25 protein-coding genes and 1 pseudogene are annotated in these 25003 nt (G+C 60.4%); 10 read left to right on the top strand and 16 right to left on the bottom strand.

Features of this window, described 5'->3' with window-relative positions; translation table 11 throughout:
* Positions 1 to 6 precede the first annotated feature (6 nt).
* The 6 genes and pseudogenes from AB8804_RS11665 to osmE all read right to left on the bottom strand — a co-directional run bounded on the left by AB8804_RS11665 (position 7) and on the right by osmE (position 5098).
* The gene (locus AB8804_RS11665; protein WP_371186199.1) at positions 7 to 1362 is read right to left on the bottom strand and encodes a 6-phospho-beta-glucosidase; all 1356 of its coding nucleotides are present in this window, start codon (positions 1360 to 1362) and stop codon (positions 7 to 9) included.
* A 109-nt stretch (positions 1363 to 1471) separates the two neighbouring features.
* On the bottom strand, positions 1472 to 2290 hold the full coding sequence (chbR, locus tag AB8804_RS11660) for a transcriptional regulator ChbR (RefSeq protein ID WP_371186197.1): 819 nt from the start codon (positions 2288 to 2290) through the stop codon (positions 1472 to 1474).
* A 29-nt stretch (positions 2291 to 2319) separates the two neighbouring features.
* Entirely contained in the window at positions 2320 to 2667 is a 348-nt protein-coding gene (gene chbA, locus AB8804_RS11655; protein ID WP_131634378.1) for a PTS N,N'-diacetylchitobiose transporter subunit IIA, read from the bottom strand.
* Positions 2668 to 2714: 47 nt separating this feature from the next.
* Positions 2715 to 4073, bottom strand: a complete 1359-nt coding sequence (chbC, locus tag AB8804_RS11650; RefSeq protein WP_371186194.1) for a PTS N,N'-diacetylchitobiose transporter subunit IIC — start codon at positions 4071 to 4073, stop codon at positions 2715 to 2717.
* Positions 4074 to 4154: 81 nt separating this feature from the next.
* Positions 4155 to 4484, bottom strand: a pseudogene (locus AB8804_RS11645) (PTS sugar transporter subunit IIB); the annotation flags it as partial.
* Between the two features lie 269 nt (positions 4485 to 4753).
* Positions 4754 to 5098 carry an osmotically-inducible lipoprotein OsmE gene (gene osmE / locus AB8804_RS11640; protein ID WP_371186192.1) on the bottom strand — a complete coding sequence of 115 codons (345 nt, stop codon included), beginning with the start codon at positions 5096 to 5098 and terminating at the stop codon, positions 4754 to 4756.
* 231 nt (positions 5099 to 5329) lie between these two features.
* On the opposite strand from osmE, the gene nadE reads away from it, so the two are divergent.
* Both nadE and cho read left to right on the top strand, forming a co-directional pair.
* Positions 5330 to 6154 carry an ammonia-dependent NAD(+) synthetase gene (gene nadE / locus AB8804_RS11635; RefSeq protein ID WP_371186190.1) on the top strand — a complete coding sequence of 275 codons (825 nt, stop codon included), beginning with the start codon at positions 5330 to 5332 and terminating at the stop codon, positions 6152 to 6154.
* 138 nt (positions 6155 to 6292) lie between these two features.
* Positions 6293 to 7171: an excinuclease Cho gene (gene cho, locus AB8804_RS11630; protein ID WP_371186188.1), complete on the top strand. Its 879-nt coding sequence runs from the start codon at positions 6293 to 6295 to the stop codon at positions 7169 to 7171.
* Here the strand turns inward: cho and ves are convergent.
* From ves to AB8804_RS11595, 7 genes are all read right to left on the bottom strand, one after another.
* The gene (gene ves, locus AB8804_RS11625) at positions 7149 to 7706 is read right to left on the bottom strand and encodes an environmental stress-induced protein Ves (protein ID WP_371186186.1); all 558 of its coding nucleotides are present in this window, start codon (positions 7704 to 7706) and stop codon (positions 7149 to 7151) included. The two genes, cho and ves, sit on opposite strands and share 23 nt — an antisense overlap.
* Positions 7707 to 7986: 280 nt before the next feature.
* On the bottom strand, positions 7987 to 8478 hold the full coding sequence (gene spy / locus AB8804_RS11620; protein ID WP_371186184.1) for an ATP-independent periplasmic protein-refolding chaperone Spy: 492 nt from the start codon (positions 8476 to 8478) through the stop codon (positions 7987 to 7989).
* Positions 8479 to 8817: 339 nt separating this feature from the next.
* Positions 8818 to 9783: a succinylglutamate desuccinylase gene (gene astE / locus AB8804_RS11615; protein ID WP_371186182.1), complete on the bottom strand. Its 966-nt coding sequence runs from the start codon at positions 9781 to 9783 to the stop codon at positions 8818 to 8820.
* 9 nt (positions 9784 to 9792) lie between these two features.
* Positions 9793 to 11118, bottom strand: a complete 1326-nt coding sequence (astB, locus tag AB8804_RS11610; RefSeq protein WP_371186180.1) for an N-succinylarginine dihydrolase — start codon at positions 11116 to 11118, stop codon at positions 9793 to 9795.
* Positions 11105 to 12592, bottom strand: a complete 1488-nt coding sequence (gene astD, locus AB8804_RS11605) for a succinylglutamate-semialdehyde dehydrogenase (RefSeq protein ID WP_371186178.1) — start codon at positions 12590 to 12592, stop codon at positions 11105 to 11107. Before astD ends, astB begins: the two co-directional genes overlap by 14 nt.
* Complete coding sequence (gene astA, locus AB8804_RS11600) at positions 12589 to 13623, bottom strand: arginine N-succinyltransferase (RefSeq protein ID WP_371186176.1); 1035 nt, start codon at positions 13621 to 13623, stop codon at positions 12589 to 12591. Before astA ends, astD begins: the two co-directional genes overlap by 4 nt.
* Positions 13620 to 14840: an aspartate aminotransferase family protein gene (locus AB8804_RS11595; RefSeq protein ID WP_371186174.1), complete on the bottom strand. Its 1221-nt coding sequence runs from the start codon at positions 14838 to 14840 to the stop codon at positions 13620 to 13622. Before AB8804_RS11595 ends, astA begins: the two co-directional genes overlap by 4 nt.
* A 432-nt stretch (positions 14841 to 15272) precedes the next feature.
* Between AB8804_RS11595 and xthA the strand changes: the two genes are divergently transcribed.
* The 6 genes from xthA to AB8804_RS11565 all read left to right on the top strand — a co-directional run bounded on the left by xthA (position 15273) and on the right by AB8804_RS11565 (position 21454).
* Positions 15273 to 16079, top strand: coding sequence for an exodeoxyribonuclease III (xthA, locus tag AB8804_RS11590; RefSeq protein WP_371186172.1), 807 nt, complete (start codon positions 15273 to 15275; stop codon positions 16077 to 16079).
* A 12-nt stretch (positions 16080 to 16091) separates the two neighbouring features.
* Positions 16092 to 16769 (top strand): TVP38/TMEM64 family protein, encoded by a 678-nt coding sequence (locus tag AB8804_RS11585; protein ID WP_371186435.1) that lies wholly within the window; start codon positions 16092 to 16094, stop codon positions 16767 to 16769.
* 15 nt (positions 16770 to 16784) lie between these two features.
* On the top strand, positions 16785 to 17945 hold the full coding sequence (locus tag AB8804_RS11580) for an ABC transporter substrate-binding protein (RefSeq protein ID WP_371186433.1): 1161 nt from the start codon (positions 16785 to 16787) through the stop codon (positions 17943 to 17945).
* Positions 17918 to 19453: a thiamine ABC transporter permease gene (locus tag AB8804_RS11575; protein ID WP_371186170.1), complete on the top strand. Its 1536-nt coding sequence runs from the start codon at positions 17918 to 17920 to the stop codon at positions 19451 to 19453. The genes AB8804_RS11580 and AB8804_RS11575 overlap by 28 nt, the downstream gene beginning before the upstream one ends.
* On the top strand, positions 19453 to 20073 hold the full coding sequence (locus AB8804_RS11570; RefSeq protein ID WP_371186168.1) for an ATP-binding cassette domain-containing protein: 621 nt from the start codon (positions 19453 to 19455) through the stop codon (positions 20071 to 20073). Before AB8804_RS11575 ends, AB8804_RS11570 begins: the two co-directional genes overlap by 1 nt.
* A 73-nt stretch (positions 20074 to 20146) precedes the next feature.
* A complete protein-coding gene (locus AB8804_RS11565) occupies positions 20147 to 21454 on the top strand; it encodes a rhodanese-like domain-containing protein (protein WP_371186166.1) in 1308 nt (435 codons plus the stop codon).
* Here the strand turns inward: AB8804_RS11565 and AB8804_RS11560 are convergent.
* Complete coding sequence (locus tag AB8804_RS11560; protein ID WP_371186164.1) at positions 21451 to 22068, bottom strand: CDP-alcohol phosphatidyltransferase family protein; 618 nt, start codon at positions 22066 to 22068, stop codon at positions 21451 to 21453. The genes AB8804_RS11565 and AB8804_RS11560 overlap by 4 nt on opposite strands.
* Complete coding sequence (locus AB8804_RS11555; protein ID WP_371186162.1) at positions 22061 to 22630, bottom strand: carboxymuconolactone decarboxylase family protein; 570 nt, start codon at positions 22628 to 22630, stop codon at positions 22061 to 22063. The genes AB8804_RS11560 and AB8804_RS11555 overlap by 8 nt, the downstream gene beginning before the upstream one ends.
* 75 nt (positions 22631 to 22705) lie before the next feature.
* Between AB8804_RS11555 and AB8804_RS11550 the strand changes: the two genes are divergently transcribed.
* Entirely contained in the window at positions 22706 to 23122 is a 417-nt protein-coding gene (locus AB8804_RS11550) for a pyrimidine (deoxy)nucleoside triphosphate diphosphatase (RefSeq protein WP_371186160.1), read from the top strand.
* On the opposite strand, the gene AB8804_RS11545 is transcribed toward AB8804_RS11550, so the two are convergent.
* On the bottom strand, positions 23082 to 23354 hold the full coding sequence (locus AB8804_RS11545) for a YnjH family protein (protein WP_371186158.1): 273 nt from the start codon (positions 23352 to 23354) through the stop codon (positions 23082 to 23084). The genes AB8804_RS11550 and AB8804_RS11545 overlap by 41 nt on opposite strands.
* A 214-nt stretch (positions 23355 to 23568) precedes the next feature.
* On the opposite strand from AB8804_RS11545, the gene gdhA reads away from it, so the two are divergent.
* Positions 23569 to 24912 carry an NADP-specific glutamate dehydrogenase gene (gene gdhA / locus AB8804_RS11540; RefSeq protein ID WP_371186156.1) on the top strand — a complete coding sequence of 448 codons (1344 nt, stop codon included), beginning with the start codon at positions 23569 to 23571 and terminating at the stop codon, positions 24910 to 24912.
* Positions 24913 to 25003 lie beyond the last annotated feature (91 nt).

Here is a 25003-nt window from a genome sequence, read left to right as displayed (position 1 = left end):
CTCCCCTTAGCGGTGATTGGACTTGAGCTTCTCGACCGTTGCGGCAAAGTTGGGAAGCCATTTTTCATGGGCCAGGATCATCTCGCTTGCCAGCACTTCCGCATCGCGGTCGGAATGCACCAGCGGGCTGAGGTTCAGCGCCAGCAGCACGTCGTTCAGCTCGCCGCTGAGCGCCGCGTTGCTCGCCGCCACTTCGAACCCTTTGATGGTGTGGATCAGGCCCATCACTTTGTCATCAAAATGGGTAATGCGCGGATGCGGTTTTGCGCCGTCGCGGCCCAGGATGCAGGTCATCTCAACGGCCCAGTCTGCCGGAATGTTGTCGATATGGCCGTGGTGCGGCACGTTAACGTAGTGCTCGGCCTGCTTGTCGTTATAAATGGCGTTAATCACTTCGCACGCGGCGTCAGAATAGTACGCCCCGCCGCGCTGCTCCAGCTCTTTTGGCTTCACGTTCAGGTCAGGATCTTTGTACAAATCAAAGAGCTGCTTTTCAACCTTCTGCACCACCTGCGCGCGCGCGCCGCCCTTGTAGTACTCGCCCATTTCGATGGCCAGCATCTCTTTCTGCTTAAAGTAGTAAAGCAGATACGAGCACGGCAGCAGGTTCAGGGAGCGGATCAGCCCCTCGCTGAACGGCAGATCGAAGATATTTTTCACCGACGCCGCGGTGAGGCGGCCGGAAGCCACGCCGTCCAGCAGCTCGTCAAAGCGCGACGTGCCGTTCACAATCACGTCTTTGATAAACACCATGTGGTTCAGGCCGAACAGATCGATGGAAAGATCGTCGCTGTCGGTCAGCTCCAGCACGTCGCGGATAAACATCTTCATGCCGATTGGGATGTTGCACACGCCGATGAAGCGCTTAAAGCCGGTATGGCGATAAACGGCCTCGGTCACCATGCCCGCCGGGTTGGTAAAGTTAATCACCCACGCGTTCGGGCAGATCTCTTCGACGTCTTTAATAATGTCAAAAATGACCGGAATGGTACGCAGGCCCTTAAACAGGCCGCCCGCGCCGTTGGTTTCCTGGCCCAGGTAGCCGTGGCTCAGGGGAATACGCTCGTCCAGCTCGCGCGCCTTCAGCTGGCCGACGCGCAGCTGGGTCGTGACGAAATCGGCATCTTTCAGCGCCAGGCGGCGGTCCAGCGTTTTATGCACGGTGAGCGGAACGCCCGCCTTGGCAACCATGCGCTGGCAGAGGTCAAAAATAATATTCAGCTTCTCTTGCCCTTCCTCAACGTCCACCAGCCATAATTCGCTGACCGGTAATTCGTGATAACGTTTCAGAAAGCCTTCCAGTAATTCCGGGGTATAGCTGCTGCCGCCACCAATGGTTACGACTTTTAATTTCTGTTGCATAATATCTCCCTTAGCGTATCAGGTTAACCGCCTGCAAGGTATAGCGGACTCTTCCCGCTATTTGGGCAAGCAATTAAGTCAATATTCGTGACGGACTCTCCGTCTGCCGTTAATTAATTACCGTCAGATTCTTGCGGTAACTGTTCGGTGTGAATGACGTAAATTTTTTAAAGGTTTTAATAAACAGGCTGGGGCTACTGTAACCCGATTCATAAGCAATATCGGTCACCGAGTAGTTGGTTATTTCCAGCTGCTTCTTGGCAAAGTTAATGCGGATTTCATTAATGATTTGCACCGGCGTTTTACGATAATAACGCTGGGTCGCGCGGGTTAAATATTCCTGCGATTTACCCGACAGCGCCACCATATTTTCCAGCGCGCTATCGCTGAATTGCCCTTTATCGTGCATCAGCTCAACGGTGCTGCGCAGCCACTGGGGAATATCATCCACCACCTGCTGCTCCTCTCTATGGTGGCGAAGGCGGTTCATAACGTAGAAGGTGACCGTTTCGATAAACTCATCAAATTCGCTGTCGCGGAAGTTGAGCGAGGCGATAACCGTCTCAATCCAGGTCATAAACTCGCTTTTAACGCGATAAACCTGTGATGCGACGAAGCAGAACGGCACCAGCGGCAGGTAGTGCTTCTCGAAGAAGCGCTTGCTGACGCCAACATTAAGGATGCGGGTTGCGCCAAACTCGTAAAAGCTCTGGTGGTACGACCCCATGGGCAGGAAGACGAAATCGCCGCGTTCGAGCAGGACCCGCTTACCGTTGATCTCCTGATAGTAGCGGCCGGTCAGAACAATCGTGAACTCGTAGTAGTCGTGCTGGTGCAGACCGCTGGCGCTCTCCGTTTTGTTGTAAATAACCACGTGAAAATTTTTGCCGTTAAACAGCTGCTGCTCAAGTGCGGTTTTAATTTCCATCGTGCTGACCTCCTGCTACCTAATCTGCCTTACTGCATTTTTTCGTGAAGCTCGATGAGCTCTGCCACCAGCTCGCGGGCCAGCATGGAGGTCATCAGGTGATCCTGCGCATGCACCAGCACCAGGCTCACCTTCATTTTGCCTTCGCCCTGATCGCCCTCAATCAGCTTCGTCTGTACCAGGTGCGCTTCATTCAGCGCGGTGCGGGACTGGTCCATCATGGTCTTCGCCGCGGCAAAATCACCCTGCTTGGCCTGCTTGAGCGCCGCATAGGCCAGGCTGCGCGCCTGCCCCGAGTTGATGATAAGCCCCATCACCACCTCTTCCAGATCGTTCTCTTCGGTTTCTTCTGCAACAATGCTGTCCAAATCTAACATCTTTAAGCTCCTTATGACCGGCGCGGGCTGCCCCGCGCCGTGCAACTTTAGAATTTCAGTGCGAGGGCGATATCCTCTTCGCTCTCTTCTTCGTCGATAACGGTTTGCGCTTTGTTCGCAATCGCCACGAACGGCATGTAGAGCAGCGTGGCTATACCGAGGTTGAATATCGCCAGCAGGAAGGCGGCGACGCTACCGTTGGTGTTAAAGAATGCGCCCAGACCGGCCGGCATGGTCCACGGTGCGATGTTGGTGACCGGCGGGATAATACCCAGGTAGTACGCGGTCAGGGTAATCGCGGCCAGCAGCGGCTGAATCAGTACGAACGGAATGAACATCACCGGGTTCATGATGATCGGCAGACCAAACAGAATCGGTTCGTTAATCTGGAAGATACCTGACGGCAGCGCCAGCTTCGCAACCTGACGGTGGTCAGCGCGACGAGAGACAATAAAGACCGCGATGATCAGACCCAGCGTCGCCCCGGTACCGCCCAGGAAGATATAGGAGTCCAGCATCGGCTTCGCCCACACATGGAAGGTTTTACCGGCCGCCAGCGCCGCGTCAACGGAGCCGTACTGCTGGTAAAGCGCAACGTTTTCCAGTGCCCACGGGGTCATGATACCGCTGTCCAGCGCCGCCAGTGCCAGTGAACCATGCACGCCGAAGAACCACAGCAGGGAGGTAAAGATGACATACGCCCAACCGACCACGCTACCCATCGACGCCAGCGGCGTTGAGATAGAGTCCATGATGATCTGGTGGAAGTTCGTGCCCCAGTGAGAGAGCGCCCAGGCGATAATCCCCATGATGGAGAGGATAATGAAGCCCGGAATCAACGCGGAAAAAGAACGAGATACAGAGGCCGGAACGCTATCCGGCAGGCGAATAACCCAGTTGCGGCGAATGATGAAGGTGAACATTTCTGCCACCACCAGGCCAATCAGAATACCGGAAATAATGTTTGCGCCACCGAGCCAGTTGGCCCCTACCGCATAGGCATCACCTACGCTATACGGCGTCACGGTCATAAATGCGGCAACGGATAATAATCCCGCGGCCAGCGGATCCACTTTACGCTCTTCCGCCAGCGCCATCCCAATAAAGAAAGGCGCCATCAGCGACATAATACCTAACGTACCGTTATATACGTTGCCGCCGATGGCTTTTAAACCATTAAGGGTTTCAATGGTGGAAGCGTCTAACCGTATTCCTAATGAATAAAAGAAGGAACCTTCGCCAAAGCTCAGGAAAACGTTGTTAATTAAAACGAACATGGCCCCGGCCAGCGTTAACGGCATTAATTTAATAAAGCCGTTTTTGATGGCATTAACGTGAGGCTGCTTTCCTATTTTAACAGCAAAAGGAAGGAGTACCTTTTCAAGTGAAGCGATGACTTTACTCATAGGTAAATACCCTTAAATGCCGCAACAAGCGTTACGGCGTATTGTGTGTGAAATTACTCTTTGACGGGAAAAATAAAATAATTAATTTGCAGCTTTTTTAATCGCTGCAACAGCAGCTTTCAGAACACCTAAACCATCAATCTTGCCGTACAGCCCGGAGTCAATAACCTCTACCGGCTTGTTTGGCAGCAAACGCTGAATTTCGGGCAGCATGTAGGCAATCTGCGGCCCCAGCAGCACGACGTCCGCTGCCTGTCCCTTCTCACCCGCCAGGGTTTCCGGAAACGCTTCAATTACCACGGGAACTTCATACTTTTCAGCCTGCGCGCGCATTTTGGACACCAGCAGTGAGGTTGACATGCCCGCAGAGCAAAACAGATAAATATGTTTCTTTTCCATCGCAACTTCCCTCTTGTTTGACCACCCGCCGTCGTGCTATCACTCGACTCGCTATCCTGGCTGACGGGCAGTTTGCTTAACATTGTTTGTCGTTGAAGTGAGTATACGCAATGGTACAGGCGGAGGATAATTCTGAACAGACTCAAATTGTCTCTCATTGACCTGGCTTGTTGACTCCCTTCACATTTCGGCCAAATAATTCGCGGGAAGAAATAAGATTCGTACGGGCGTAAAAAAACCGGCCTGCTGGCCGGTTTGTTAACATCCTCAGGCTGAAAGGGTTACTGAGCCTTAGGTGCCTGTGGATCGGTGTCGTATTCAGAACAGGTCTGGTAACCTGAATTGATGACGTGTCCGGTATCATCCAGCGCGACGAAATAGGTCTCTGCCTTACCATCACGTTGACCCAGGATGTAGGTCTGGCAGGTACCACGCGCGTGGATCATGGTGACTTCCGACGAAGGTTTACCGGCAATCGCGGCAACCTGCGAGCGGGTCATGCCCTTTTTAACGTCCTTCACCACTGGCTGAGTAAACTGATCCTTGGTGCGATCGTAAGCCGTACACCCTGCCAGCATAGTCAGAACCGCCGCTGCACTTAAAATTCCTGCTACATTCTTTTTCATTTTCCGTCCTCTTGTTTATCAGCGTGTTAACTAAGCATGGAATAAAAATCACGATTCATCAACTTTGTGATTTTCGCCAGACGAATTTCGGAAAATTCCAATAAAACAACGATAACCTGCTAAAACGTCGCAAATTAGCGCACTCAAAACTGTGATCCTTGTCGTTTCTCGCCCAAACGGGTAGTTTTAACGGATTATACTTTCTGTTTCGTTCTGCATAGGGAGGGCGTTATGGCTCTGCAACAAGACATTATTCAGGCGCTGGGCGCAAAGCCTGCGGTTGATGCGCAAGAAGAGATCCGCCGAAGCGTTGATTTTTTGAAGTCATATCTGAAAAAAAACGCGTTCCTGAAATCCATCGTGCTGGGCATCAGCGGCGGTCAGGATTCCACCCTCACCGGCAAGCTGTGCCAGATGGCCATCACCGAGTTGCGTGAAGAGACCGGCGACAGCGCGCTGCAGTTTATCGCGGTTCGCCTCCCCTACGGCGTGCAGGCAGACGAACAGGACTGTCAGGACGCGATTGCCTTTATCCAGCCCGACCGCGTGCTGACCGTCAATATTAAGGGCGCGGTGCTGGCAAGCGAACAGGCGCTGCGCGAGGCGGGCATCGAGCTGAGCGATTTTGTGCGCGGCAATGAAAAAGCGCGCGAGCGCATGAAGGCGCAGTACAGCATTGCAAGCATGACCAAAGGCGTGGTGGCGGGTACGGATCACGCGGCGGAAGCCATCACCGGCTTCTTCACCAAGTACGGCGATGGCGGCACGGACATTAACCCGATTTTCCGTCTGAACAAGCGCCAGGGCAAGCAGCTCCTTGCCGCCCTGGGCTGCCCTGAGCATCTCTATAAGAAAGCGCCAACGGCTGACCTCGAGGACGATCGCCCCTCCCTGCCGGACGAAGCCGCGCTCGGCGTGACCTACGATAACATTGATGATTATCTGGAAGGCAAAACGCTGGATGAAGCGACCGCAAAAATCATCGAAGGCTGGTATCTGAAAACCGAGCACAAGCGCCATACGCCGATTACGGTGTTTGACGATTTCTGGAAATAAAAGCAAGCATTTTCTCCCTCTCCCGTGGGAGAGGGTTGGGGTGAGAGCATCAGTCCGCACATACCAGCGCCACCCGGCTCTTTTTTAACCACCCAACACCTGCTACACTGTATACCTGAACAGTATACGGAGCACTATGTGAGCAGGCGTCAATCCGCCCCGCGTCTTGAGTTCGAAGCGGCGGCCATCTATGAATATCCCGAGCATCTTCGCCCCTGGCTTGAAGCGCTGCCAAAGCAGCCTGGCGTCTATTTTTTTCATGGCGAAAGCGACACCATGCCGCTCTATATTGGCAAAAGCGTCAATATCCGCAGCCGGGTGCTCTCGCATCTGCGCACGCCGGATGAAGCCGCGATGCTGCGCCAGTCGCGTCGCATCACCTGGGTTCAGACGGCGGGCGAACTCGGCGCGCTGCTGCTCGAAGCCCGGCTCATCAAGGAGCAGCAGCCGCTGTTCAACAAGCGTTTGCGCCGCAATCGCCAGCTCTGTTCGCTGCAGATCGTCGACGGCAGGCCGCAGGTGGTGTACGCCCGGGAAGTCGATTTCTCCCGCACGCCAAACCTGTACGGGCTGTTTGCCAACAAGCGCGCCGCGCTGCAGACGCTGCAAACCCTCGCCGACGAGCTTAAGCTCTGCTACGGCCTGCTGGGGCTGGAAGCCACCACCCGCGGGCGCGCCTGCTTCCGTTCTGCGCTCAAGCGCTGCGCGGGCGCGTGCTGCGGAAAAGAGCCCGTCGAGGATCATCAGGCGCGGCTTATGGCCGGACTGGCATCGATTAGCGTCAACTGCTGGCCGTGGGAAGGCGCCGTTGCGCTGAAGGAGTGCGGCGATGGCCTTACGCATTATCACATCATTCACAACTGGCTGTGGCTGGGCGCGGTTGAAAATTTAACCGACGCCGCCGGGCTGCTGCGCGCCCCCGCCGGATTCGATCAGGACGGCTATAAAATCCTCTGCAAGCCGCTGTTAGGCGGCCAATACGAGATCGTTTCGCTTAGTGGCCCGGCAGCCAGGTAATCTCGCTGAACAGCAGCCTGCCGCTGGACTCCAGCAGGCGGAGGGTGTGTACGCCCTCCTCCCAGCACGCCCCCTGCTCGGCGGTCAGCAATTTCTCGCCAAGCTGCCACGCCCCGCTTAGCACAAAAATCACTCCGCCCCGCGAGCCGAAGGTGGTGAAGGTGCGATCGGCCACGCGCACCTTCGCCTGGCAATGCTCCCGGCGGGTCATGATATTGAAATCCATCGACATCCGGCCTTCGGTGAGCTGCGCCTTAACCGGCAGATCGCCAGAAAAACGGTACGGCTGATGGTGTTTGAGGGTATGGCAAAACGCGCGGCCCGCGTCCAGCGTAACTTCGCCGCCCTCAAGAAGGGTAATCACCCGCTCGACGCCCGGAAAAGAGGAAAATTCGCCGTTGCTGGCGAGAGAAGCGATGCTGGCGCGCCACGAAAAATCACGCGTCGCGGGAGGAAAACAGCAAATCTCGCGCGTCTCTCCGGCACCGTTGCGCCACAGGCTGACCGGCATCTTGCGAATATCAAAGAATTCCATCACCACTCCTGAAGGGCGCAACCTGCGCCAAAGCCGCGGTTCGCCACCGCGGCGGTTTCGATTGTTATCGTTAGCTATTATCGGCAGCGGAGGGGCATGCCTTAGCCGGGCGTAAAAAAAATCTAACGCCATGACTCTGCTGAACATTCTTTGAGGCGTTGCGACGGAAATACCGCGCTTATTGCGCCTGGCAAGCGGGGCATAGAAAAACCGCCGGTCCTGCCCACAGCGGTTACGCTTTTGTGGACAGGATCCCGGCGGTCTTAAGAGAGTGAGCCGATTATTCGGCTGGTGCTGGCATTTTACCTTCCGGCGCGTGACGTTCTGTCAGACGCTTCTCAAAATTGGCATTAAACTGCTTTTTCTGTTCCGGGGTCAGAATGTTGTAGATCTTATTCTGGGTCTCCATGCGGGACAGCATCATTGCCTTGTGCTGCGCGGCCATCTTATCGATCTGCGCTTCGGCTTTTGCCTTATCGAAGCTGTCGCTGGCGATAATGTCATGCATTGCGCGGCGCTCTTCCAGCGGCGGACGCTTCATCTGGTCGCGCTGGCCTTTCATGATGTCGCGCACCTGCTGCTTCTGCGCGTCGGTCAGGTTCAGGTCTTTAAACATCATGTCGTGATGCATACCCGGCTTGCCTTTATGGTGCATCATCATTTTGCCTTCAGCAGGCGCGGCCGTGGTGGTAGCGGTGTCCGCTGCGAACGCCGTACCTGCAGCGCCCAGAGCCAGGGTAGAAGCAACAAACAGTGCAGTTAACTTACGCATAATTATTTCCTTACTTTCAGTTATTCTTCGGCGTGTTGCCGTGTTGACGAGATTAACTTTACGGGGTTTATCGTCAATTAGTCAGAGCAACGGTAAAACAATGAAAGTGTATAAAACAGTTTTCCGCCAAATATGGAGAAATTAAGGATAAAGCGTGGAGAGTTGCAACGAAAATATTCAAACAGATGATTTTAAAGAGATTATGAAGAAGTATATCCAAAGAGAGATTATTAATAAAGCAATTCTCCAGGAATAATCTGCAAAAGATCGGCAATCGCGCTTATGCTCAAGAAAAATAAAACGCCTGCGGCCCCTCGCATTAAAAGAGAGGGTCCGCAATCAGGCTATTTTCTCCAGCATCAGCCCGGCCCGGAGGCCAAACGCCACGGCGGGATTCGGGAAGAGAACATACTCCGTCGTTTTCTGCACCTCGTAGCGCTCCTCTCCGTCCTCGGCCAGCAGCACGCCCTGGCGGAACGGCGTAAAGTTCAGCGTGTGCGCGGCCATATGCAGGCGGAAATCCTCGCTGCGGCGCGTAATTTGCTGCACCACGCGATAGCGCACCGGGGGCTCGGGCGAGCGTTCACACGCGGTCCCGCCCAGCAGCGCCCGCAGCGCGGCGTGGGTTGGCGCAAAGCGCGCGAGGTCGTTATGCCCGAACGGCAGCGCTTTCCCCAGCTCCAGGGTGCAGGCCAGCGCGCCGTGCTTTTCGCAGGTGAAGTGGGTAAAGGTGCCGCCGGGCGCCTGGTGGAAGACCAGCGCCTCCAGCCCCGCGTCGCCAAGCCAGCCCAGGAAATCGTCATCCCATGGTCGATCGCGCTGGGGCAGCACGCCGAAGCGCACGTGGTACGACGCGCGGATCGCCGTGTGCAGGTCAAGATGCCAGCGGTCCGGCCCGGCGGCGGCAAAAAACGCGCTCACCGCCTGCTCGAGCCGCTGCGCGCGCGCCGTCTCTTCCCCCTGCGGGAACTGCGCCCAGCGCCCCCCGAACATGCGGTTAAGATCGCTTTCGAGGTAGCGCTTATTCTGCGCCAGCGCCGGCGGGTTGCCGAGCACCACCAGTACGCGGCAGCGCAGGCTAATCTCACCGCGGTACAGCGCGCGCAGCAGCAGGTCGACAATCTCGACCGGTGCGGTTTCGTTGCCGTGAATGCCGGACGAGAGCAGCAGCGACCGCTCGCCCTCCTCAAACGGCGTCAGCTCCAGCACGCCGCGCTCCAGCCAGCGCCAGCGAAATGAGGGGCCTTCCCCCTCGCGCTGCGCCGGTACGTCGTTCGCCAGCGTCAGCGCCAGTAAATTTTCCATACCCTCCCCTTAGCGCTGGAACGGATAAACCGATCCCAGGCGCAGGATTTTGGTCAACGCGTCCAGCGCCTCGCGCCCTTCGCGCAGCAGCTGCGGGTCAACCAGGTCGGCCTGGGTGAGCCGGTCGCGATAGTAGCGCTCCACCCAGTCGTTAAGGCTGTTAAACAGCGCGTCGTTCATCATCACCGCAGGATTGACCGCCTGCATTTCATCCTGCGTCAGCACCACGCGCAGGCGCAGGCAGGCCGGACCGCCGCCGTTGGCCATGCTTTCGCGCAGATCAAACACCCGCAGCTCGTCGATCGGGTTATCGTCTTGCACCAGCTCGCTCAGATAGCGCCACACGCCGTCGTGGTTGCGCGACTCCTGCGGCAGAACCAGCGTCATGCTGCCGTCATCCCGGCTCAGCAGCTGGCTATTAAAGAGGTAGGTTTCGACCGCATCCTGCACGCTGACCGCCCCAGCGGGCACCTGAATCGGCGTAAAGCCGGGCACCCGCTCGCGCAGCGCGGCGAGCAGCCTGTCCTGATGGGCAAACGCCTGCTCGTGGCAGAACAGCACCTGGCGGTTGGAGACGGCGATCACGTCGTTATGGAACACGCCCTGGTCGATAACGTGCGGATTTTGCTGGGCAAACATCACCTGCGACGGATTCACCTGGTTCAGACGCGCGACGGCCTGGCTTGCCGCCAGCGTCTGGCGCGCCGGATAGCGCGTCGGGGCAGAATGGCCACCCTCTTCGCGCCCGTAGATAAAGAGCTGAAGGCCCGGCTCGCCGTAGTCACCGCCCAGGCGGTTATGGTTCGCGGCGCCTTCGTCGCCAAACATCGCCACCTGCGGCAGCGCCTGATGCACTTCGAAATGGGCGTCATGATCAAAAATGGCGCGCAGCACCCGCTCGGTGGTTTCCGCTTCCGTGGCGCGGTGGAACTTGTTGTTGAGGTTAGCGACCGTCAGGTGGACCTTGCCGTCCAGCGTATCCGCCGACGGCGCGACGGTTGCCGCGTTAGCCACCCACATAGAGGACGCCGAGCTGGCCGCCGAGAGCAGATGCGGCGTATGCGCGCCCGCCTTTTCGACCACCTGCTCATCAGTGCCGCTAAAGCCGAGCTGGCGCAAAACGGTCACGTTCGGGCGCTCCTGCGGCGGGATCACCGCCTGCGGGAAACCGGCGTCCGACAGCGCCTTCATCTTGAGCAGCCCCTGCTTCGCCGCCAGCTTCGGATTGGAGACCTGAAAGCGGTGCTTCGTCGAGGCCTCATTGCCAAACGACAGCCCGGCGTAGTGGTGCGTCAGCCCCACCAGCCCGTCAAAGTTAACCTCACGCGCTTTCATGATCGTCTCCCTGCGAAAAATCCAGGCCAGGGCTGAGCGTGCCGGGCAGCGTCAGGGCGGGCGTTTCCAGGCTCGCCATCGGCCACGCGCAGTAATCAGCGGCATACCACGCGCTGGCGCGATGGTTGCCCGACGCCCCCACGCCGCCAAACGGCGCGGTGCTCGCCGCGCCGGTCAGCGGTTTGTTCCAGTTGACGATCCCGGCGCGCGCCTCCAGCAGCAGCTGGTCAAACTTCTCGCGCTGCGGCGAAATCAGCCCGCTCGACAGGCCGTAGCGGGTGTTATTGGCCATCGCGATAGCGCTGTCAAAATCGTCATAGCGCCAGACGCACAGCAGCGGGCCGAAGACCTCTTCGTCCGGCACGCGGCTTGCGCCGCTCATCTCAATAATGCCCGGCGTCAGCAGCGACGTCCCCGGCTCAACCAGCTTCGGCTCCAGCAGGGTTTTCGCCCCGCGCGCAACGTGCTCCTGCCAGGCTTTCAGCACGTTCTGCGCCGCCTGCCCGGAGATCAGCCCGCCGATAAACGGCTGCGGCTCGGCGTCCCATTTTGCCGGAACCAGCCGCGCGCTCACCTCGACGAGGCGCTTGAGGAACGCATCCCCCTGCGCCCCGCGCTTCACCAGCAGGCGGCGCGCGCAGGTGCAGCGCTGTCCGGCGGTAATAAAGGCCGACTGGATGGTCAGATGCACCGCCGCATCAATATCGTCGGGATCTTCCACGATCAGCGGATTGTTGCCGCCCATCTCCAGCGCCAGAATTTTTTCCGGCTGCCCGGCCAGCTGGCGGTGCAGCTGATAGCCCGTTCCGGCGCTGCCGGTAAACAGCAGGCCGTCAACGTCGGCGAGCCCGCTCAGCGCCTGACCCGTTTCGCGCCCGCCCTGCACCATGTTCAGCACGCCCGGCGGCAGGCCCGCCTGCTCCCAGAGCTTCACCACCGCCTCTCCGGTCAGCGGCGTGAGCTCGCTCGGCTTGAAGATCACGGTGTTGCCCGCCAGCAGCGCGGGCACGATATGCCCGTTCGGCAGGTGGCCGGGGAAGTTATACGGGCCAAACACCGCCAGCACGCCGTGCGGCCGGTGGCGCAGCGTGGCGGCGCCGTCGGGCATCTCGGTGTGCTGCTCGCCGGTGCGGGTGTGGTAAGCCTTCACCGAAATCGCGACTTTGCCGATCATCGCCGTCACCTCGGTTGCCGCCTCCCAGCGCGGCTTGCTGGTCTCGGACGCGATAATGCGCGTCAGCTCGGCTTTGTTGGCCTCCAGCAGTCCGGCAAATTTTTCAACGATCGCCTGGCGCGCGGAGAAAGGCTGTTTGGCCCACGCCGGGAACGCGCGGCGGGCGGAGGTGCAGGCCAGCTCAACCTGCCCCGCGCTGGCGTCGTTGCCCTGCCAGAGCACCTCGCTGCCCACCGGATTGGTTTTAACCCGCGCTTCGCCCTCGCCCGTGACCCAGTCACCGTTAATCCATAAAGTCATGCTGTTTTCTCCTCAGGACAGAGCCGCACCAGGCGAACCGCGTCGCCGGCATTGCATTTCAGGGCATCGAGCTGCGCGGCGGTCAGCACCAGGCGCTCGCATTTCGGGTTGGTTCGCACCAGCATGGCGCGGAAGTTTTCGTAATGCTCGTTTGCCACCAGGCAGGCGGGCCAGTCGCCCGGCGCGGGCTGGCCTTCTGCCACCTGCACGAGGCGGCTTTTGCGGATCGCGCGCACGCGGTCGATGTCGCACTCCAGCGTCGGCCCGCCGTCAAAGATGTCGACGTAGTTGCGGTAGCGGAATCCCTCTTTCTCCAGCACCGCGCGCGCAGGCGCGGTTTGCGGATGGACTTCGCCAATCACCGCCTGCGCTTCCGGGGTTAAGAAATGGGTATAGATAGGATGCTTCGGCATCAGCTCGGCGATGAACGCCTTCTGCCCGGTTCCGCACAGATAGTCCGCGCGGCTAAACTCCATCGAGAAGAAGCGTTCGCCCAGGCTTTCCCAGAACGGCGAATAGCCGGTGTCGTCGATCACGCCGCGCATTTCGGCGACCACCTTTTCGTTAAAGCGGTCGCGAAAGGCGGCCATAAACATAAAGCGCGATTTCGAGAGCAGGTAGCCGTTGCCCTCCCTGCGCCAGTCCGGGTCGAGAAACAGCGTGCAGAGCTCGCTGGCGCCGGTGTGATCGTTACAAAGAAACAGCGTCGGCAGCGCGTTGTAGACGTTCAGCTCTTTCGAGGCGTGAACCATGGTGCCGACGCGGTAGTTGTACCACGGGTCGTTAAGCCCCACCGCCACCTCAATGGCGCAAATCCCGGCGACCGTTCCGGTCTCGGTATCTTCCAGCACGAACACGTAGCCCTGTTCGCTTTTTGGCAACGTCCCCTGCCAGGTTTGCAGGGCGCGCTCGATGCGCGCCGACAGCGTTTTCTCATCAACGGGAAGCGAGGTCAGCCCGCCTCCCGTCTTACCGGCAAGCTGCATGAGCGCCGCGATATCGCCGCGCTCAACGGGACGGATGACCATCATGATGACACCTCAGACTTCACTTTTTCACAGGCCAGCGCGAAGCGATCTAACCCGGTGCGAATTTCTTCTTCGCTTACGACCAGCGCCGGAGCAAAGCGCACCACGCTGGCACCGGCAATTAGCACCATCACGCCCAGCTTCGCCGCTTCCTGTGAAATCAGCTTCGCTTTTCCGGCAAACTCCGGCGCAAGCTCGCAGCCGATCAGCAGGCCCAGGCCGCGGATCTCTTTGAACAGGCCGGTCTTCGCGTTGATGGCGTTCAGGCGCTCCACGAACCACGCGTGGCGCTGCTTCACGCCGCTGAGCACCTCCGGCGTATTGATGATATCGAGCACCTGCCCGGCTACCGCCGTGGCCAGCGGGTTACCGCCGTACGTCGTGCCGTGCGTGCCGACAACCATCACGCTGGCGAATTTATCGGTGGTCAGCATCGCCCCTACCGGGAAGCCGCCGCCCAGCGCCTTCGCCGTGGAGAGCACGTCCGGCGTGACGGCGTAGTGCATGTAGGCATACAGCTCGCCGGTGCGGCCCACGCCGGTCTGGACTTCGTCAAAAATCAGCACCGCGTTGTGGCGATCGCACAGCTCGCGCAGCCCCTGCAGGAAGGCCTTCTGCGCGGGCACCACGCCGCCCTCGCCCTGCATCGGCTCGACGATCACCGCGCAGGTGTTGTCATCAATCAGCTCGCGGGCAGAGTCGAGATCGTTATAGGCCGCGTGGCGAATGTCCGGCGGCAGCGGCGCAAAGTCCTGCGAGTAGGACGGCTGGCCGCCCGCGCTCACGGTAAACAGCGTGCGGCCGTGGAAGGCGTTCTTAAACGCCACGATGCCGCTCTTGTGCGCGCCAAACTTATCGTGGGCGTATTTGCGCGCCAGCTTGAGCGCCGCCTCGTTGGCTTCCGCCCCCGAGTTACAGAAAAAGACTTTCTCCGCGAAGGTGGCGTCGATCAGCTTTTTCGCCAGGCGCAGCGCAGGCTCGTTGGTATAGCCGTTGCCGGTATGCCAAAACTTTGCCGCCTGGTCGTTCAGCGCCTGACGCAGCGCCGGGTGCGCGTGGCCCAGCGCATTCACCGCAATCCCGCCCGCAAAGTCGATATACTCTTTGCCCTGCTGATCCCACAGGCGCGAGCCTTCCCCACGTACCGGAATAAAAGCCGCCGGGGCGTAAACCGGCATCATCCATTCATCAAAGTTTTCACGCGTAATTGACAGAGACATAGCGACCTCATCCGGTAAATAAAAAGTTGTTTAAATGTTAAATATTTGAGTGTTTGCACTGTGAATGTAGATTGCAGCCTTCGTGCCAGCCAGCGATAAAATGCATAAACGGGTTGAGCCGACAGAATATCAAAGGGTTACAATATGGATTTATTCACTGTTATTGCATAAAAAGTGAATATTTTTATGACAAGCGGCGCTTTGCCGCACGAAAATCAGAAAGAGTATGCAGAGGCCAAATATAATTCTGGAATTGTGATCGCTCGCGAAATTTACGGGTCGTTTACGCCCCTTTCGGGGGCAGCGCGCATCGAAATGGTGCAAATATTGCACCGTTGGCGTTATCTGTTGCAGTTATTGGTCGATCCCGATACCAGACGCGGCAAATTCTGCTACCATCCCTGCACTATTCACCTTGCATTGGCAGCGACTATGAAATTTGTCTCTTTTAATATCAACGGCCTGCGTGCCCGCCCTCACCAGCTTGAAGCGATTGTTGAGCAACATCAGCCTGACGTGATCGGCCTGCAGGAGACAAAGGTCCACGACGATATGTTCCCGCTCGAAGAGGTGGCGAAGCTGGGCTATAACGTCTTCTATCACGGGCAGAAAGGCCACTACGGCGTGGCGCTGTTAACCAAAGAGACGCCGGTATCGGTGCGTCGCGGCTTCCCGGGCGATGACGAAGAAGCGCAGCGCCGCATAATCATGGCGGAAATTCCGTCCCCGCTGGGCAACATCACGGTGATTAACGGCTATTTCCCGCAGGGCGAAAGCCGCGATCATCCTACCAAGTTCCCGGCCAAGGCGAAGTTTTATCAGGACCTGCAAAACTACCTGACCACCGAGCTGAAAAAAGAGAATCCGGTGCTGATCATGGGTGATGTGAATATCAGCCCGACCGATCTGGACATCGGCATCGGTGAAGAGAACCGCAAGCGCTGGCTGCGCACCGGCAAATGCTCCTTCCTGCCGGAAGAGCGCGAGTGGATGGACCGCCTGATCGGCTGGGGCCTGGTGGATACCTTCCGCGCCGCTAACCCGGAGACGCAGGATCGCTTCTCATGGTTCGACTATCGCTCAAAAGGCTTCGACGACAACCGCGGCCTGCGCATCGACCTGCTGCTGGCAAGCTCGCCGCTGGCCGAGCGCTGCGTTGAAACCGGGATTGACTACGACATCCGCAGCATGGAAAAACCGTCGGACCATGCGCCGGTATGGGCGAAATTCAAGCTGTAACGCCGCGTGACCATGCGTAAAATTTTCTTCCTGTGCGCCCTTCTGGGCGCCTTTATTCTTGCGTTTCACTTTCTGCCGCCCGGCACGCTCTCGCTCGATACCGTCAAAGCTCACCAGCACGCGCTGATTGCGCAGGTTAATCACGCGCCGGTTCTGAGCGCGCTGCTCTACTTTGCGGTGTACGTGCTGGTTTCCGCGCTCTCGATTCCGGGCGCGGCGATCCTGACGCTGCTCGGCGGCGCGCTGTTCAGCCTGTGGCAGGGCGTGCTGCTGGTGTCGTTTGCCTCCACGCTCGGCGCGACGCTGGCGATGCTCGCCAGCCGCTACCTGCTGCGCGACTGGGTCCAGCAGCGGTTTGCCGCGCAGATGAAAACGGTCGACGCCGGTATGGATCGCGACGGCGCGCGCTATCTTTTTGCCCTGCGCCTGATGCCGCTGTTCCCCTTTTTCCTGGTCAACCTGCTGATGGGGCTGACGCGCCTTGGCGTGCGCCGCTACTGGTGGGTTAGCCAGCTGGCGATGCTGCCCGCCACGGTTATCTTCCTTAACGCCGGACGCGCATTAGGTAATATCACCTCACTGCGCGATATTCTGTCGCCTGGGCTGATCGTTGCCTTTACACTGCTGGGGTTATTTCCGCTGGTTACCCGCCGGCTCTTTTCCCGTTATCCCTCTTCGACCAAAAAGTGAGGCATTATGCGCCGTGTGCGTTTTTGCGCGATTCTGACGGGCCTGCTCTTCGCGGCCCCCGCTATGTCAGCGGACGGCTGGCACGCCGTTCAACAGCAGGCTAAAGGCCAGACGGTCTGGTTTAACGCCTGGGGCGGCGACCCGGCGGTAAACCGCTATCTCGACTGGGTAAGCGGCGAGATGAAAACCCACTACGCGATTAACCTGAAGATCGTGCGCCTGGCTGACGCCGCCGACGCGGTCAAGCGCATTCAGACGGAACATGCCGCGGGGCGCGACGCCAACGGCTCGGTCGACCTGCTGTGGGTTAACGGAGAGAATTTCCGCACGCTGAAGGAGGCCGGTCTGCTGCAAACCCAGTGGGCGCAGGCGCTGCCGAACTGGCGCTACGTCGATACCCAAAAGCCGGTGACGGAAGATTTTGCGGTTGCCACCGAGGGGGCGGAATCCCCGTGGGGCGGCGCGCAGCTCACCTTCATCGCCCGCCGGGCCAGCACGCCGACGCCGCCCGCCGATCCGCAGGCGCTGCTGGCGTACGCGCAGCAGCATCCGGGCAAGGTGAGCTACCCTCGCCCGCCGGACTTTACCGGCACCGCGTTTCTTGAGCAGATGCTCCTGACGCTGACCGAACGCCCTGACGCGCTAAAAAAAGCGCCGTACGCCGACTTCGCGCAGGTCACCGCGCCGCTGTGGGCCTGGCTCGACGCCCTGCACCCGCTGCTGTGGCGCGAGGGGAAAGATTTTCCGCCGTCACCCGCCAGGATGGACGCGCTGTTAGCCAGCGGCAGCCTCAATTTCTCGCTGACCTTTAACCCGGCCCACGCTCAGCAGAAGGTGGCCAGCGGCGAGCTTCCGTCAGACAGCTATAGCTTCGGCTTTCGTAACGGCATGCTCGGCAACGTCCACTTCGTGGCGATCCCGTCAAACGCCAGCGCCAGCGCAGGGGCGAAGGTGGTCGCCAACTTCCTGCTCTCCCCGCAGGCGCAGATCCGCAAGGCCGATCCCGCCGTCTGGGGCGATCCGAGCGTGCTGGACGCGAGCAGGCTTCCCGCCGATGAGGCAAAAGCGCTTGCCGCCTTTACGCCCGCGGGCCTGCCGCCGGTGCTGGCCGAACCGCACGCCGCCTGGGTCAACGCGCTGGAGCAGGAATGGCTTCGCCGCTACGGTACGCGCTAGGCGGCCTTGCCCGGCTGGCGATGGCGGTGATTTACGTGCCGCTCGTGCCCGCGGTCATTATGCTGCTGGCTCCGGCGTTCTCCTCTGCCGGGTGGCAGTTGCTTCTCGGCGATCCGCAGCTGTCCCAGGCGCTGGCCGCCACGCTGGTTTCCACCCTGATTGCCACGCTCGGCGCGCTGCTTATCGCGCTCGGGTTCGTCGCCCTGCTCTGGCCCGGCGAGCGCTGGCAGCGCCTGAGCGGCCGCCTGCCGTGGCTGCTGGCCGTGCCCCACGTCGCGTTTGCCACCAGCGTGCTGCTGGTGTTTGCCGAGGGCGGCCTTTTTTACCAATTCTGCACGCTCTGCACGCCCCAGCTGGACCGTTACGGCGTGGGGCTTGGGATCGCGCTCGCCGTTAAGGAGAGCGCCTTCGTGCTGTGGGCCATCTGCGCGGTGCTGCCGGAGCAGCGGCTGGCACAGCAGAACGTGGTCTTGCAAACCCTCGGCTACGGGAGGCTGCAGCGCCTGGCCTGGCTGGTCATTCCGGCAATTGCCCCGGCGCTGGGCGCGGTGATGCTCGCGGTTCTGGCCTGGTCACTTTCGGCCGTCGACGTGGCGATCGTTCTCGGGCCGGGGAACCCGCCGACGCTGGCGGTGCTGGCCTGGCACTGGCTGAGCCAGGGCGATGAGGCCCAGCAGGTTAAGGGCACGCTGCTGTGTCTGCTTCTGCTGGCGCTTTTGGCGGCGCTGGCCGCGCTGGGCTACGGCCTGTGGAGAGCCTGGCGGCGCGCGGTGCCGAACCTGTCCGGCGTTCGACGGATATCGCACGCCCCGCTTCCCGAACGCGCGCTGGGCTGGCTGCTGCCCGCCTGCGGCATCCTGTGTACGGTCGTGCTGGTTGCGCTGGCGCGCGACGACGGTGCCGCCCTGGCGCTTGTCAGCACCAGCCTGTCCCTGGGCCTGCTGTCGAGTACGATCGCCCTGGCGGTTATTTTCCTCTGGCTTGAGTGGGGCCCCCGGCGCGGTGCGCTGTGGATCTGGCTGCCGCTGGCGCTTCCCGCCCTTCCGCTCGTTTCAGGCCAGTACGCGCTGGCGCTGCGGCTCGGCCTGGACGGGGAATACGCCGCCGTGCTGTGGAGCCACCTGCTGTGGGTGCTGCCGTGGATGCTGCTGATGCTGCAGCCCGCGTGGCGCAGGCTCGATCCCCGGCTGATCCTGACCGCCAGAACGCTGGGCTGGTCGCGCGGAAAAATCTTCTGCCTGCTAAAATGTCCCCTGCTGCTTCGCCCGGCGCTACTGGCGTTCGCCACCGGGTTTTCGGTGAGCATGGCCCAGTACATGCCCACGCTGTGGCTCGGCGCGGGACGCTTCGCCACCCTGACCACCGAGGCCGTCGCGCTCAGCAGCGGCGGCAGCGTGCCGGTGCTCGCCAGCCGCGCGCTGGGGCTGTTGCTGTTAACGGGCGGCGCGTTCGGCGTGGCCGCGCTGCTGTCCCGCCTCGCCGGGCGCTATCGACAAGGATTACGCTGATGCTGAACGTTACCGACCTCACCATTGAACCGCTGTTTCGCGGGGTGAATTTTAGCGTGCCGCGCGGCGAGATTGTCACGCTGATGGGCCCCTCCGGCAGCGGGAAATCAACGCTATTTTCGTGGATGGCGGGCGCGCTTTCCGCCGATTTTCAGGCGCAGGGCGAGCTATGGCTGGACGATCGCCGCTGCGACGGGTTGCCCACGGAGCAGCGGGGAATCGGCGTTCTTTTTCAGGACGCGCTGCTGTTTGACCACTTCAGCGTTGGGCAAAACCTGCTGCTGGCGCTGCCCGCGCGCGCGGCCGGAAAGGCGCGTCGGGAGGCGGTACAGGCGGCGCTGGCGTCGGCCGGGCTGAATCATCATTATCACAGCGATCCCGCAACGCTCTCCGGCGGCGAGCGTGCCCGGGTGAGCCTGCTGCGCGCCCTGCTTGCCGAGCCGCGCGCGCTGCTGCTGGACGAGCCGTTCAGCCGCCTCGACAGCGCGCTGCGCGCCACCTTCCGCGCGTGGGTCTTTGACGCCCTTCGCGCGCGCAATATCCCGGCGGTGCTGGTCACGCATGATGAAAACGATATACCGCCCGGCGGCCAGGTGATCGCGCTTTCTCGCTGGCAATAATGTGCTAACGCAATGTTTTCCGCGACGGGAAAGACGACAATGACGCCCTCAATTTTCTGTGTCAGGATTTTCGATGAAACGTGTTTCTCAACTGACCGCGCTGGCCCTGCTCTGCGGCCTCGCCTCATTCTCTTCCCTGGCGGCCAACATGCCCCACTCCCTCACGCTTGAGCAGCTGCAACAGCAGCACGGCGCGGTGATTGATACCCGCCCCAGCGCGTTCTATAACGGCTGGCCGCAGGCGCTGAGCGCGCCTTCCGGGCATGAACCCGACGCGCTGAACCTTTCCGCCTCGTGGCTCGGTGCGATGAGCGACGCGCAGATTGCCGCGTGGGCAAAAGGCCATCAGCTTGCCGCCGACAGGCCGATTGCGCTCTACGGCAGCGAAAGCGATAACCAGGCCGTCCGGGCCCGGCTGGAAAAAGCGGGCTTTACGCAGATTTCCGCGTTGAGCGACGCCCTCCAGTCCGCCGAGCGCCTGCAGCGTTTGCCGCACTTCGAGCAGCTGGTTTATCCGCAGTGGATCCACCAGCTGCAGCAGGACAAACCGGTGGTTGCCGCGCCGAAGGGCGACTGGAAGGTGATTGAAGCCGCCTGGGGCGCGCCGAAATTTTATCTGCTGAACCATATCCCCGGCGCGGACTACATCGATACCAACGACGTCGAGAGCGAGCCGCTGTGGAATAAGGTCTCCGACGACAGGCTGAAAGCGCTGCTGGCAAAACACGGCATTCGCCACGACACCACGGTGATCCTCTACGGCCGCGACGTCTACGCGGCGGCGCGCGTGGCGCAGATTATGCTGTACGCGGGCGTTAAGGACGTGCGTATTCTGGATGGCGGCTGGAAGAGCTGGTCAGATTCCGGGCTGCCGGTCGAGCGCGGCATGCCGCCGAAGGTGAAACCGGCCCCCGATTTTGGTGCCCCCATCCCCGGCCAGCCTCAGCTGATGGTCGATATGGAACAGGCGCGCGGCATGCTCAATCGACAGGACGCGTCGCTGGTCAGCATTCGCTCGTGGCCGGAGTTTATCGGCGAAACCAGCGGCTATAGCTACATCAAGCCAAAAGGTGAAATTGCGGGCGCGCGCTGGGGACACGCGGGCAGCGATGCGACCCACATGGAAGATTTCCACAATCCTGACGGCACCATGCGCAGCGCGGACGACATCGCCGCGATGTGGAAAACCTGGAATATCCTGCCGGAGCAGCACGTAGCGTTCTACTGCGGTACGGGCTGGCGCGCGTCGGAAACCTTCATGTACGCGCGGGCGATGGGCTGGAAAAACGTCTCCGTGTACGACGGCGGCTGGTACGAATGGAGCGCCGACCCGAAAAACCCAACCGTCACCGGCGAGCGCGGGCCGGAGAGCGTGCGCTAGGGCCTGAGTGCCTTCAGCGTCACGTAGCCGCTCCAGATGCGCGTTGTGGTGGTCAGCCAGCACAGCGCGCCAAACGCCCACGCAAACAGCGCGAAGTGCGCCGGAAACAGGCAGCACAGCACGAACAGCGCGATCGTCTCCGTCCCTTCCGTTAACCCGCCGATGTAGTAAAACGACTTATGCGCATAGCCGGGGTTATCAATATCGTGCTTCGCGGCCAGCGCCGCAAACGCCAGGAAGCTGCTCCCGGTGCCGATAAACGCGAACAGCAGCCAGGCGGCCGCCAGCGCGTTCTCAGCGGGCGCGGCGAGGGCGAAGCCAAACGGCACCAGCGCGTAGAACAGAAAATCGAGCGCGATATCCAGAAATCCCCCGGCGTCGCTCAGCCCTCTGCGGCGCGCCAGCGCGCCGTCCAGACCGTCCAGCAGGCGGTTTAAGACAATGGCGGCCAGCGCCGCTTGATACCATCCCAGCGCCAGAAACGGCAGCGCCAGCACGCCGATGGCAAACCCGGTCAGGGTGAGGCCATCCGGTGAGATAAAAGGCGTATCCAGCGCGGCGGCCAGGCGGCCGAGCGCGGGCTTGACGCGCGGGTGCAGGTGACGATCAAGCATGCGGCTTTCCTTTGGCTCTGTCGCACAGCCCCTGCGCGGGGATCTCCAGCGCGGCGTTAAAGCGGGCGGAGAGGTTCTGGAACGCAATCAGCGCCGTCATCTCGGTAATGGCGGCATCCGTAAAGTGGCGCTTGAGGTCGGCCTTTGTGGCCTCGTCCACGCGGGGCGGCGTGGCGGTGACCGCGTCGGCATAGGCCAGCGCCGCGCGCTCTTCCTCGCTGAACAGCGCGGAGGCGTGCCAGTCGCTCACGGCCTGCACTTTATCCAGCGCGCCCGCTCGCTCCGCCAGGCGCAGGCTGTTGGCATCAATACAGAACGCGCAGTGGCAAAGCTGCGACACGCGGGTCATCAGCAGCGAGCGCAGCACCGGGCTAAGGCGCGCGCCGCGCCGCTCCAGAAAGCCGACGAACAGCGCCACCAGCCAGAACAACCGCGGCATGCGGCCCCACCAGCGGGTGGGATTGAGCACCGCGCCGAAATGCTTTTTCTGCATGGCGGCGATAGGCTTAAGGCTGGCGGGAATGTTGTTGATGGGGCTCACCCAGGCGGACGTCTCTTTCACCTGATTCTCCTGACGGCTGGACTCTTTGAAGGGGCACGATAATATGTCGGTTTTGATTATTAAGTATTGACACTTATGCTGAAAACACTCGAAGTTGTGGCGGCCATTATTGAAAAAGACGGCAATATTTTACTGGCCCAGCGCCCTGCCCACGCCGACCAGCCGGGAATGTGGGAGTTCGCGGGCGGAAAAGTGGAGGCCGGGGAGACCCAGCCGGAGGCGCTGATCCGCGAGCTTCGCGAAGAGCTGGGCATCGAGGCCCGGCCCGCGGATTACGTGGCGAGCCACCAGCGCGAGGTGTCGCAGCGCCTGATAAACCTCCACGCCTGGCACGTGCCGACCTTTTGCGGCGAGCCCACGGCGCATTACCACGCGCGGCTGGCGTGGTGTACGCCGGAGGAGGCGTTTGGCTACGATCTGGCCCCCGCCGATATTCCCCTGCTTGAGGCGTTTATTCTTTTACGCGCCGCCAGACCAGCGGGTTCGTGCTGACGGTGCGCTCGTCGCGCTGGCACTGGAGAAGAACGCCCTCGGCCTTTACCACCGCCCCTTCCGAATAATTCTGATCCTGATAAATACAGCACCGGTTGCACGGCTGCGCGCGCTGCCCGCTGGAGCTAAACACCTCTGGCGGCACGTTGACCTCCACGTCCGGGCGAATGCGGTCGGCCTGCGCGCCTGCGGTTAAAAGGGCCAGCAGCGCGGTAATTACATAACGATTCATAGACGTCTCTTCCTGTTGTCTTCTGATAATGACTATAACGGTAAAAAACGGCCCGACCTTTAATTTATCTCGCCATCGCTTTTGGTTATGACAGACGCCGCGTAATGAATTTCCCTTTCTGGCGGAATTTCCGCTTGCCTCGCGAAGCGGTGCGGGTGGTATAGTCAAAAAAACAACACAAAACATCTACGCATTATAAGAGGTTCTTATATCTATGGATCAGACACGCTCTCTGGAAGATTTTCTTAACCATGTTCAACGGCGCGACCCGCATCAAAGCGAGTTTGCGCAGGCCGTACGCGAAGTAATGACCACCCTGTGGCCGTTTCTTGAAGAGAACCCGCGCTATCGCCAGATGTCGCTGCTCGAGCGCCTGGTCGAGCCGGAGCGCGTCATTCAGTTCCGCGTGACGTGGGTCGACGACCGCAATCAGGTGCAGGTCAACCGCGCGTGGCGCGTGCAGTTTAACTCGGCGATCGGCCCGTTTAAGGGCGGAATGCGCTTCCACCCTTCCGTGAACCTCTCGATTTTAAAATTCCTCGGCTTCGAGCAGACGTTTAAAAACGCGCTGACCACCCTGCCGATGGGCGGCGGCAAAGGCGGCAGCGATTTCGATCCGAAAGGCAAAAGCGAAGGGGAAGTGATGCGCTTCTGCCAGGCGCTGATGACCGAACTTTATCGCCACCTGGGGCCGGATACCGACGTGCCCGCGGGCGATATCGGCGTGGGCGGTCGCGAAGTCGGCTTTATGGCCGGGATGATGAAAAAGCTCTCCAACAACAGCGCCTGCGTCTTTACCGGCAAGGGGCTGTCGTTCGGCGGCAGCCTGATTCGCCCGGAAGCGACGGGCTATGGCCTGGTCTACTTCACCGAGGCGATGCTCAAGCGTCACGGCCTGAGCTTCGAAGGGATGCGCGTGGCGGTGTCCGGCTCCGGCAACGTGGCGCAGTACGCTATCGAAAAAGCGATGGAATTTGGCGCGCGGGTCATTACCGCCTCGGACTCCAGCGGCACGGTGGTAGACGAGGCCGGCTTTACGGCGGAGAAGCTGGCGCGACTGTGTGAAATCAAAGCCAGCCGCGACGGCCGCGTGGCCGACTATGCCCGCGAGTTTGGCCTGACCTACCTGGAAGGTAAACAGCCGTGGGCGGTGCCGGTGGATATCGCCCTGCCGTGCGCCACGCAGAACGAACTGGACGCCGAGGCCGCGCGCACGCTCATCACCAACGGCGTAAAGGCGGTGGCGGAAGGCGCAAACATGCCGACCACCATCGAAGCCACCGACCTGTTCCTTGACGCGGGCGTGCTGTTCGCGCCGGGCAAGGCCGCGAACGCGGGCGGCGTGGCGACGTCCGGCCTGGAGATGGCGCAAAACGCCGCGCGCATGGGCTGGAAGGCGGAGAAAGTGGATGCGCGCCTGCACCACATCATGCTGGATATTCACCACTCATGCGTGGAGTACGGCGGCGAGGCGTCGCAGACCAACTACGTGCGCGGCGCGAACATTGCCGGGTTCGTGAAGGTGGCGGACGCGATGATTGGGCAGGGCGTGATTTAAGGTTTCGCTGCATTCTTGCCCCTGTAGGCCCGGTAAGCGTTAGCGCCACCGGGCTTTTTTCAGGCCGCAGAACTGCTTTTCGCCGGGTGGC

This window comes from Enterobacter sp. KBR-315C3_2022 (assembly GCF_041399425.1).
In the GTDB taxonomy this organism is placed as follows: Bacteria; Pseudomonadota; Gammaproteobacteria; order Enterobacterales; family Enterobacteriaceae; genus Enterobacter.
This window is presented reverse-complemented; position numbering and strand designations above follow the sequence as displayed.

Excerpts from the sequence above, each read along its gene's own strand:
- xthA (WP_371186172.1), top strand. The coding sequence starts at position 15,273 with ATGAAATTTGTCTCTTTTAATATCAACGGCCTGCGTGCCCGCCCTCAC.
- AB8804_RS11565 (WP_371186166.1), top strand. The coding sequence starts at position 20,147 with ATGAAACGTGTTTCTCAACTGACCGCGCTGGCCCTGCTCTGCGGCCTC.
- ves (WP_371186186.1), bottom strand. The coding sequence starts at position 7,706 with ATGGAATTCTTTGATATTCGCAAGATGCCGGTCAGCCTGTGGCGCAAC.
- AB8804_RS11585 (WP_371186435.1), top strand. The coding sequence starts at position 16,092 with ATGCGTAAAATTTTCTTCCTGTGCGCCCTTCTGGGCGCCTTTATTCTT.
- osmE (WP_371186192.1), bottom strand. The coding sequence starts at position 5,098 with ATGAAAAAGAATGTAGCAGGAATTTTAAGTGCAGCGGCGGTTCTGACT.
- astA (WP_371186176.1), bottom strand. The coding sequence starts at position 13,623 with ATGATGGTCATCCGTCCCGTTGAGCGCGGCGATATCGCGGCGCTCATG.
- AB8804_RS11570 (WP_371186168.1), top strand. The coding sequence starts at position 19,453 with ATGCTGAACGTTACCGACCTCACCATTGAACCGCTGTTTCGCGGGGTG.
- nadE (WP_371186190.1), top strand. The coding sequence starts at position 5,330 with ATGGCTCTGCAACAAGACATTATTCAGGCGCTGGGCGCAAAGCCTGCG.
- astD (WP_371186178.1), bottom strand. The coding sequence starts at position 12,592 with ATGACTTTATGGATTAACGGTGACTGGGTCACGGGCGAGGGCGAAGCG.
- gdhA (WP_371186156.1), top strand. The coding sequence starts at position 23,569 with ATGGATCAGACACGCTCTCTGGAAGATTTTCTTAACCATGTTCAACGG.
- astB (WP_371186180.1), bottom strand. The coding sequence starts at position 11,118 with ATGAAAGCGCGTGAGGTTAACTTTGACGGGCTGGTGGGGCTGACGCAC.
- AB8804_RS11595 (WP_371186174.1), bottom strand. The coding sequence starts at position 14,840 with ATGTCTCTGTCAATTACGCGTGAAAACTTTGATGAATGGATGATGCCG.
- AB8804_RS11550 (WP_371186160.1), top strand. The coding sequence starts at position 22,706 with ATGCTGAAAACACTCGAAGTTGTGGCGGCCATTATTGAAAAAGACGGC.
- AB8804_RS11545 (WP_371186158.1), bottom strand. The coding sequence starts at position 23,354 with ATGAATCGTTATGTAATTACCGCGCTGCTGGCCCTTTTAACCGCAGGC.
- spy (WP_371186184.1), bottom strand. The coding sequence starts at position 8,478 with ATGCGTAAGTTAACTGCACTGTTTGTTGCTTCTACCCTGGCTCTGGGC.
- AB8804_RS11665 (WP_371186199.1), bottom strand. The coding sequence starts at position 1,362 with ATGCAACAGAAATTAAAAGTCGTAACCATTGGTGGCGGCAGCAGCTAT.
- chbA (WP_131634378.1), bottom strand. The coding sequence starts at position 2,667 with ATGTTAGATTTGGACAGCATTGTTGCAGAAGAAACCGAAGAGAACGAT.
- AB8804_RS11560 (WP_371186164.1), bottom strand. The coding sequence starts at position 22,068 with ATGCTTGATCGTCACCTGCACCCGCGCGTCAAGCCCGCGCTCGGCCGC.
- chbC (WP_371186194.1), bottom strand. The coding sequence starts at position 4,073 with ATGAGTAAAGTCATCGCTTCACTTGAAAAGGTACTCCTTCCTTTTGCT.
- astE (WP_371186182.1), bottom strand. The coding sequence starts at position 9,783 with ATGGAAAATTTACTGGCGCTGACGCTGGCGAACGACGTACCGGCGCAG.
- chbR (WP_371186197.1), bottom strand. The coding sequence starts at position 2,290 with ATGGAAATTAAAACCGCACTTGAGCAGCAGCTGTTTAACGGCAAAAAT.
- AB8804_RS11575 (WP_371186170.1), top strand. The coding sequence starts at position 17,918 with ATGGCTTCGCCGCTACGGTACGCGCTAGGCGGCCTTGCCCGGCTGGCG.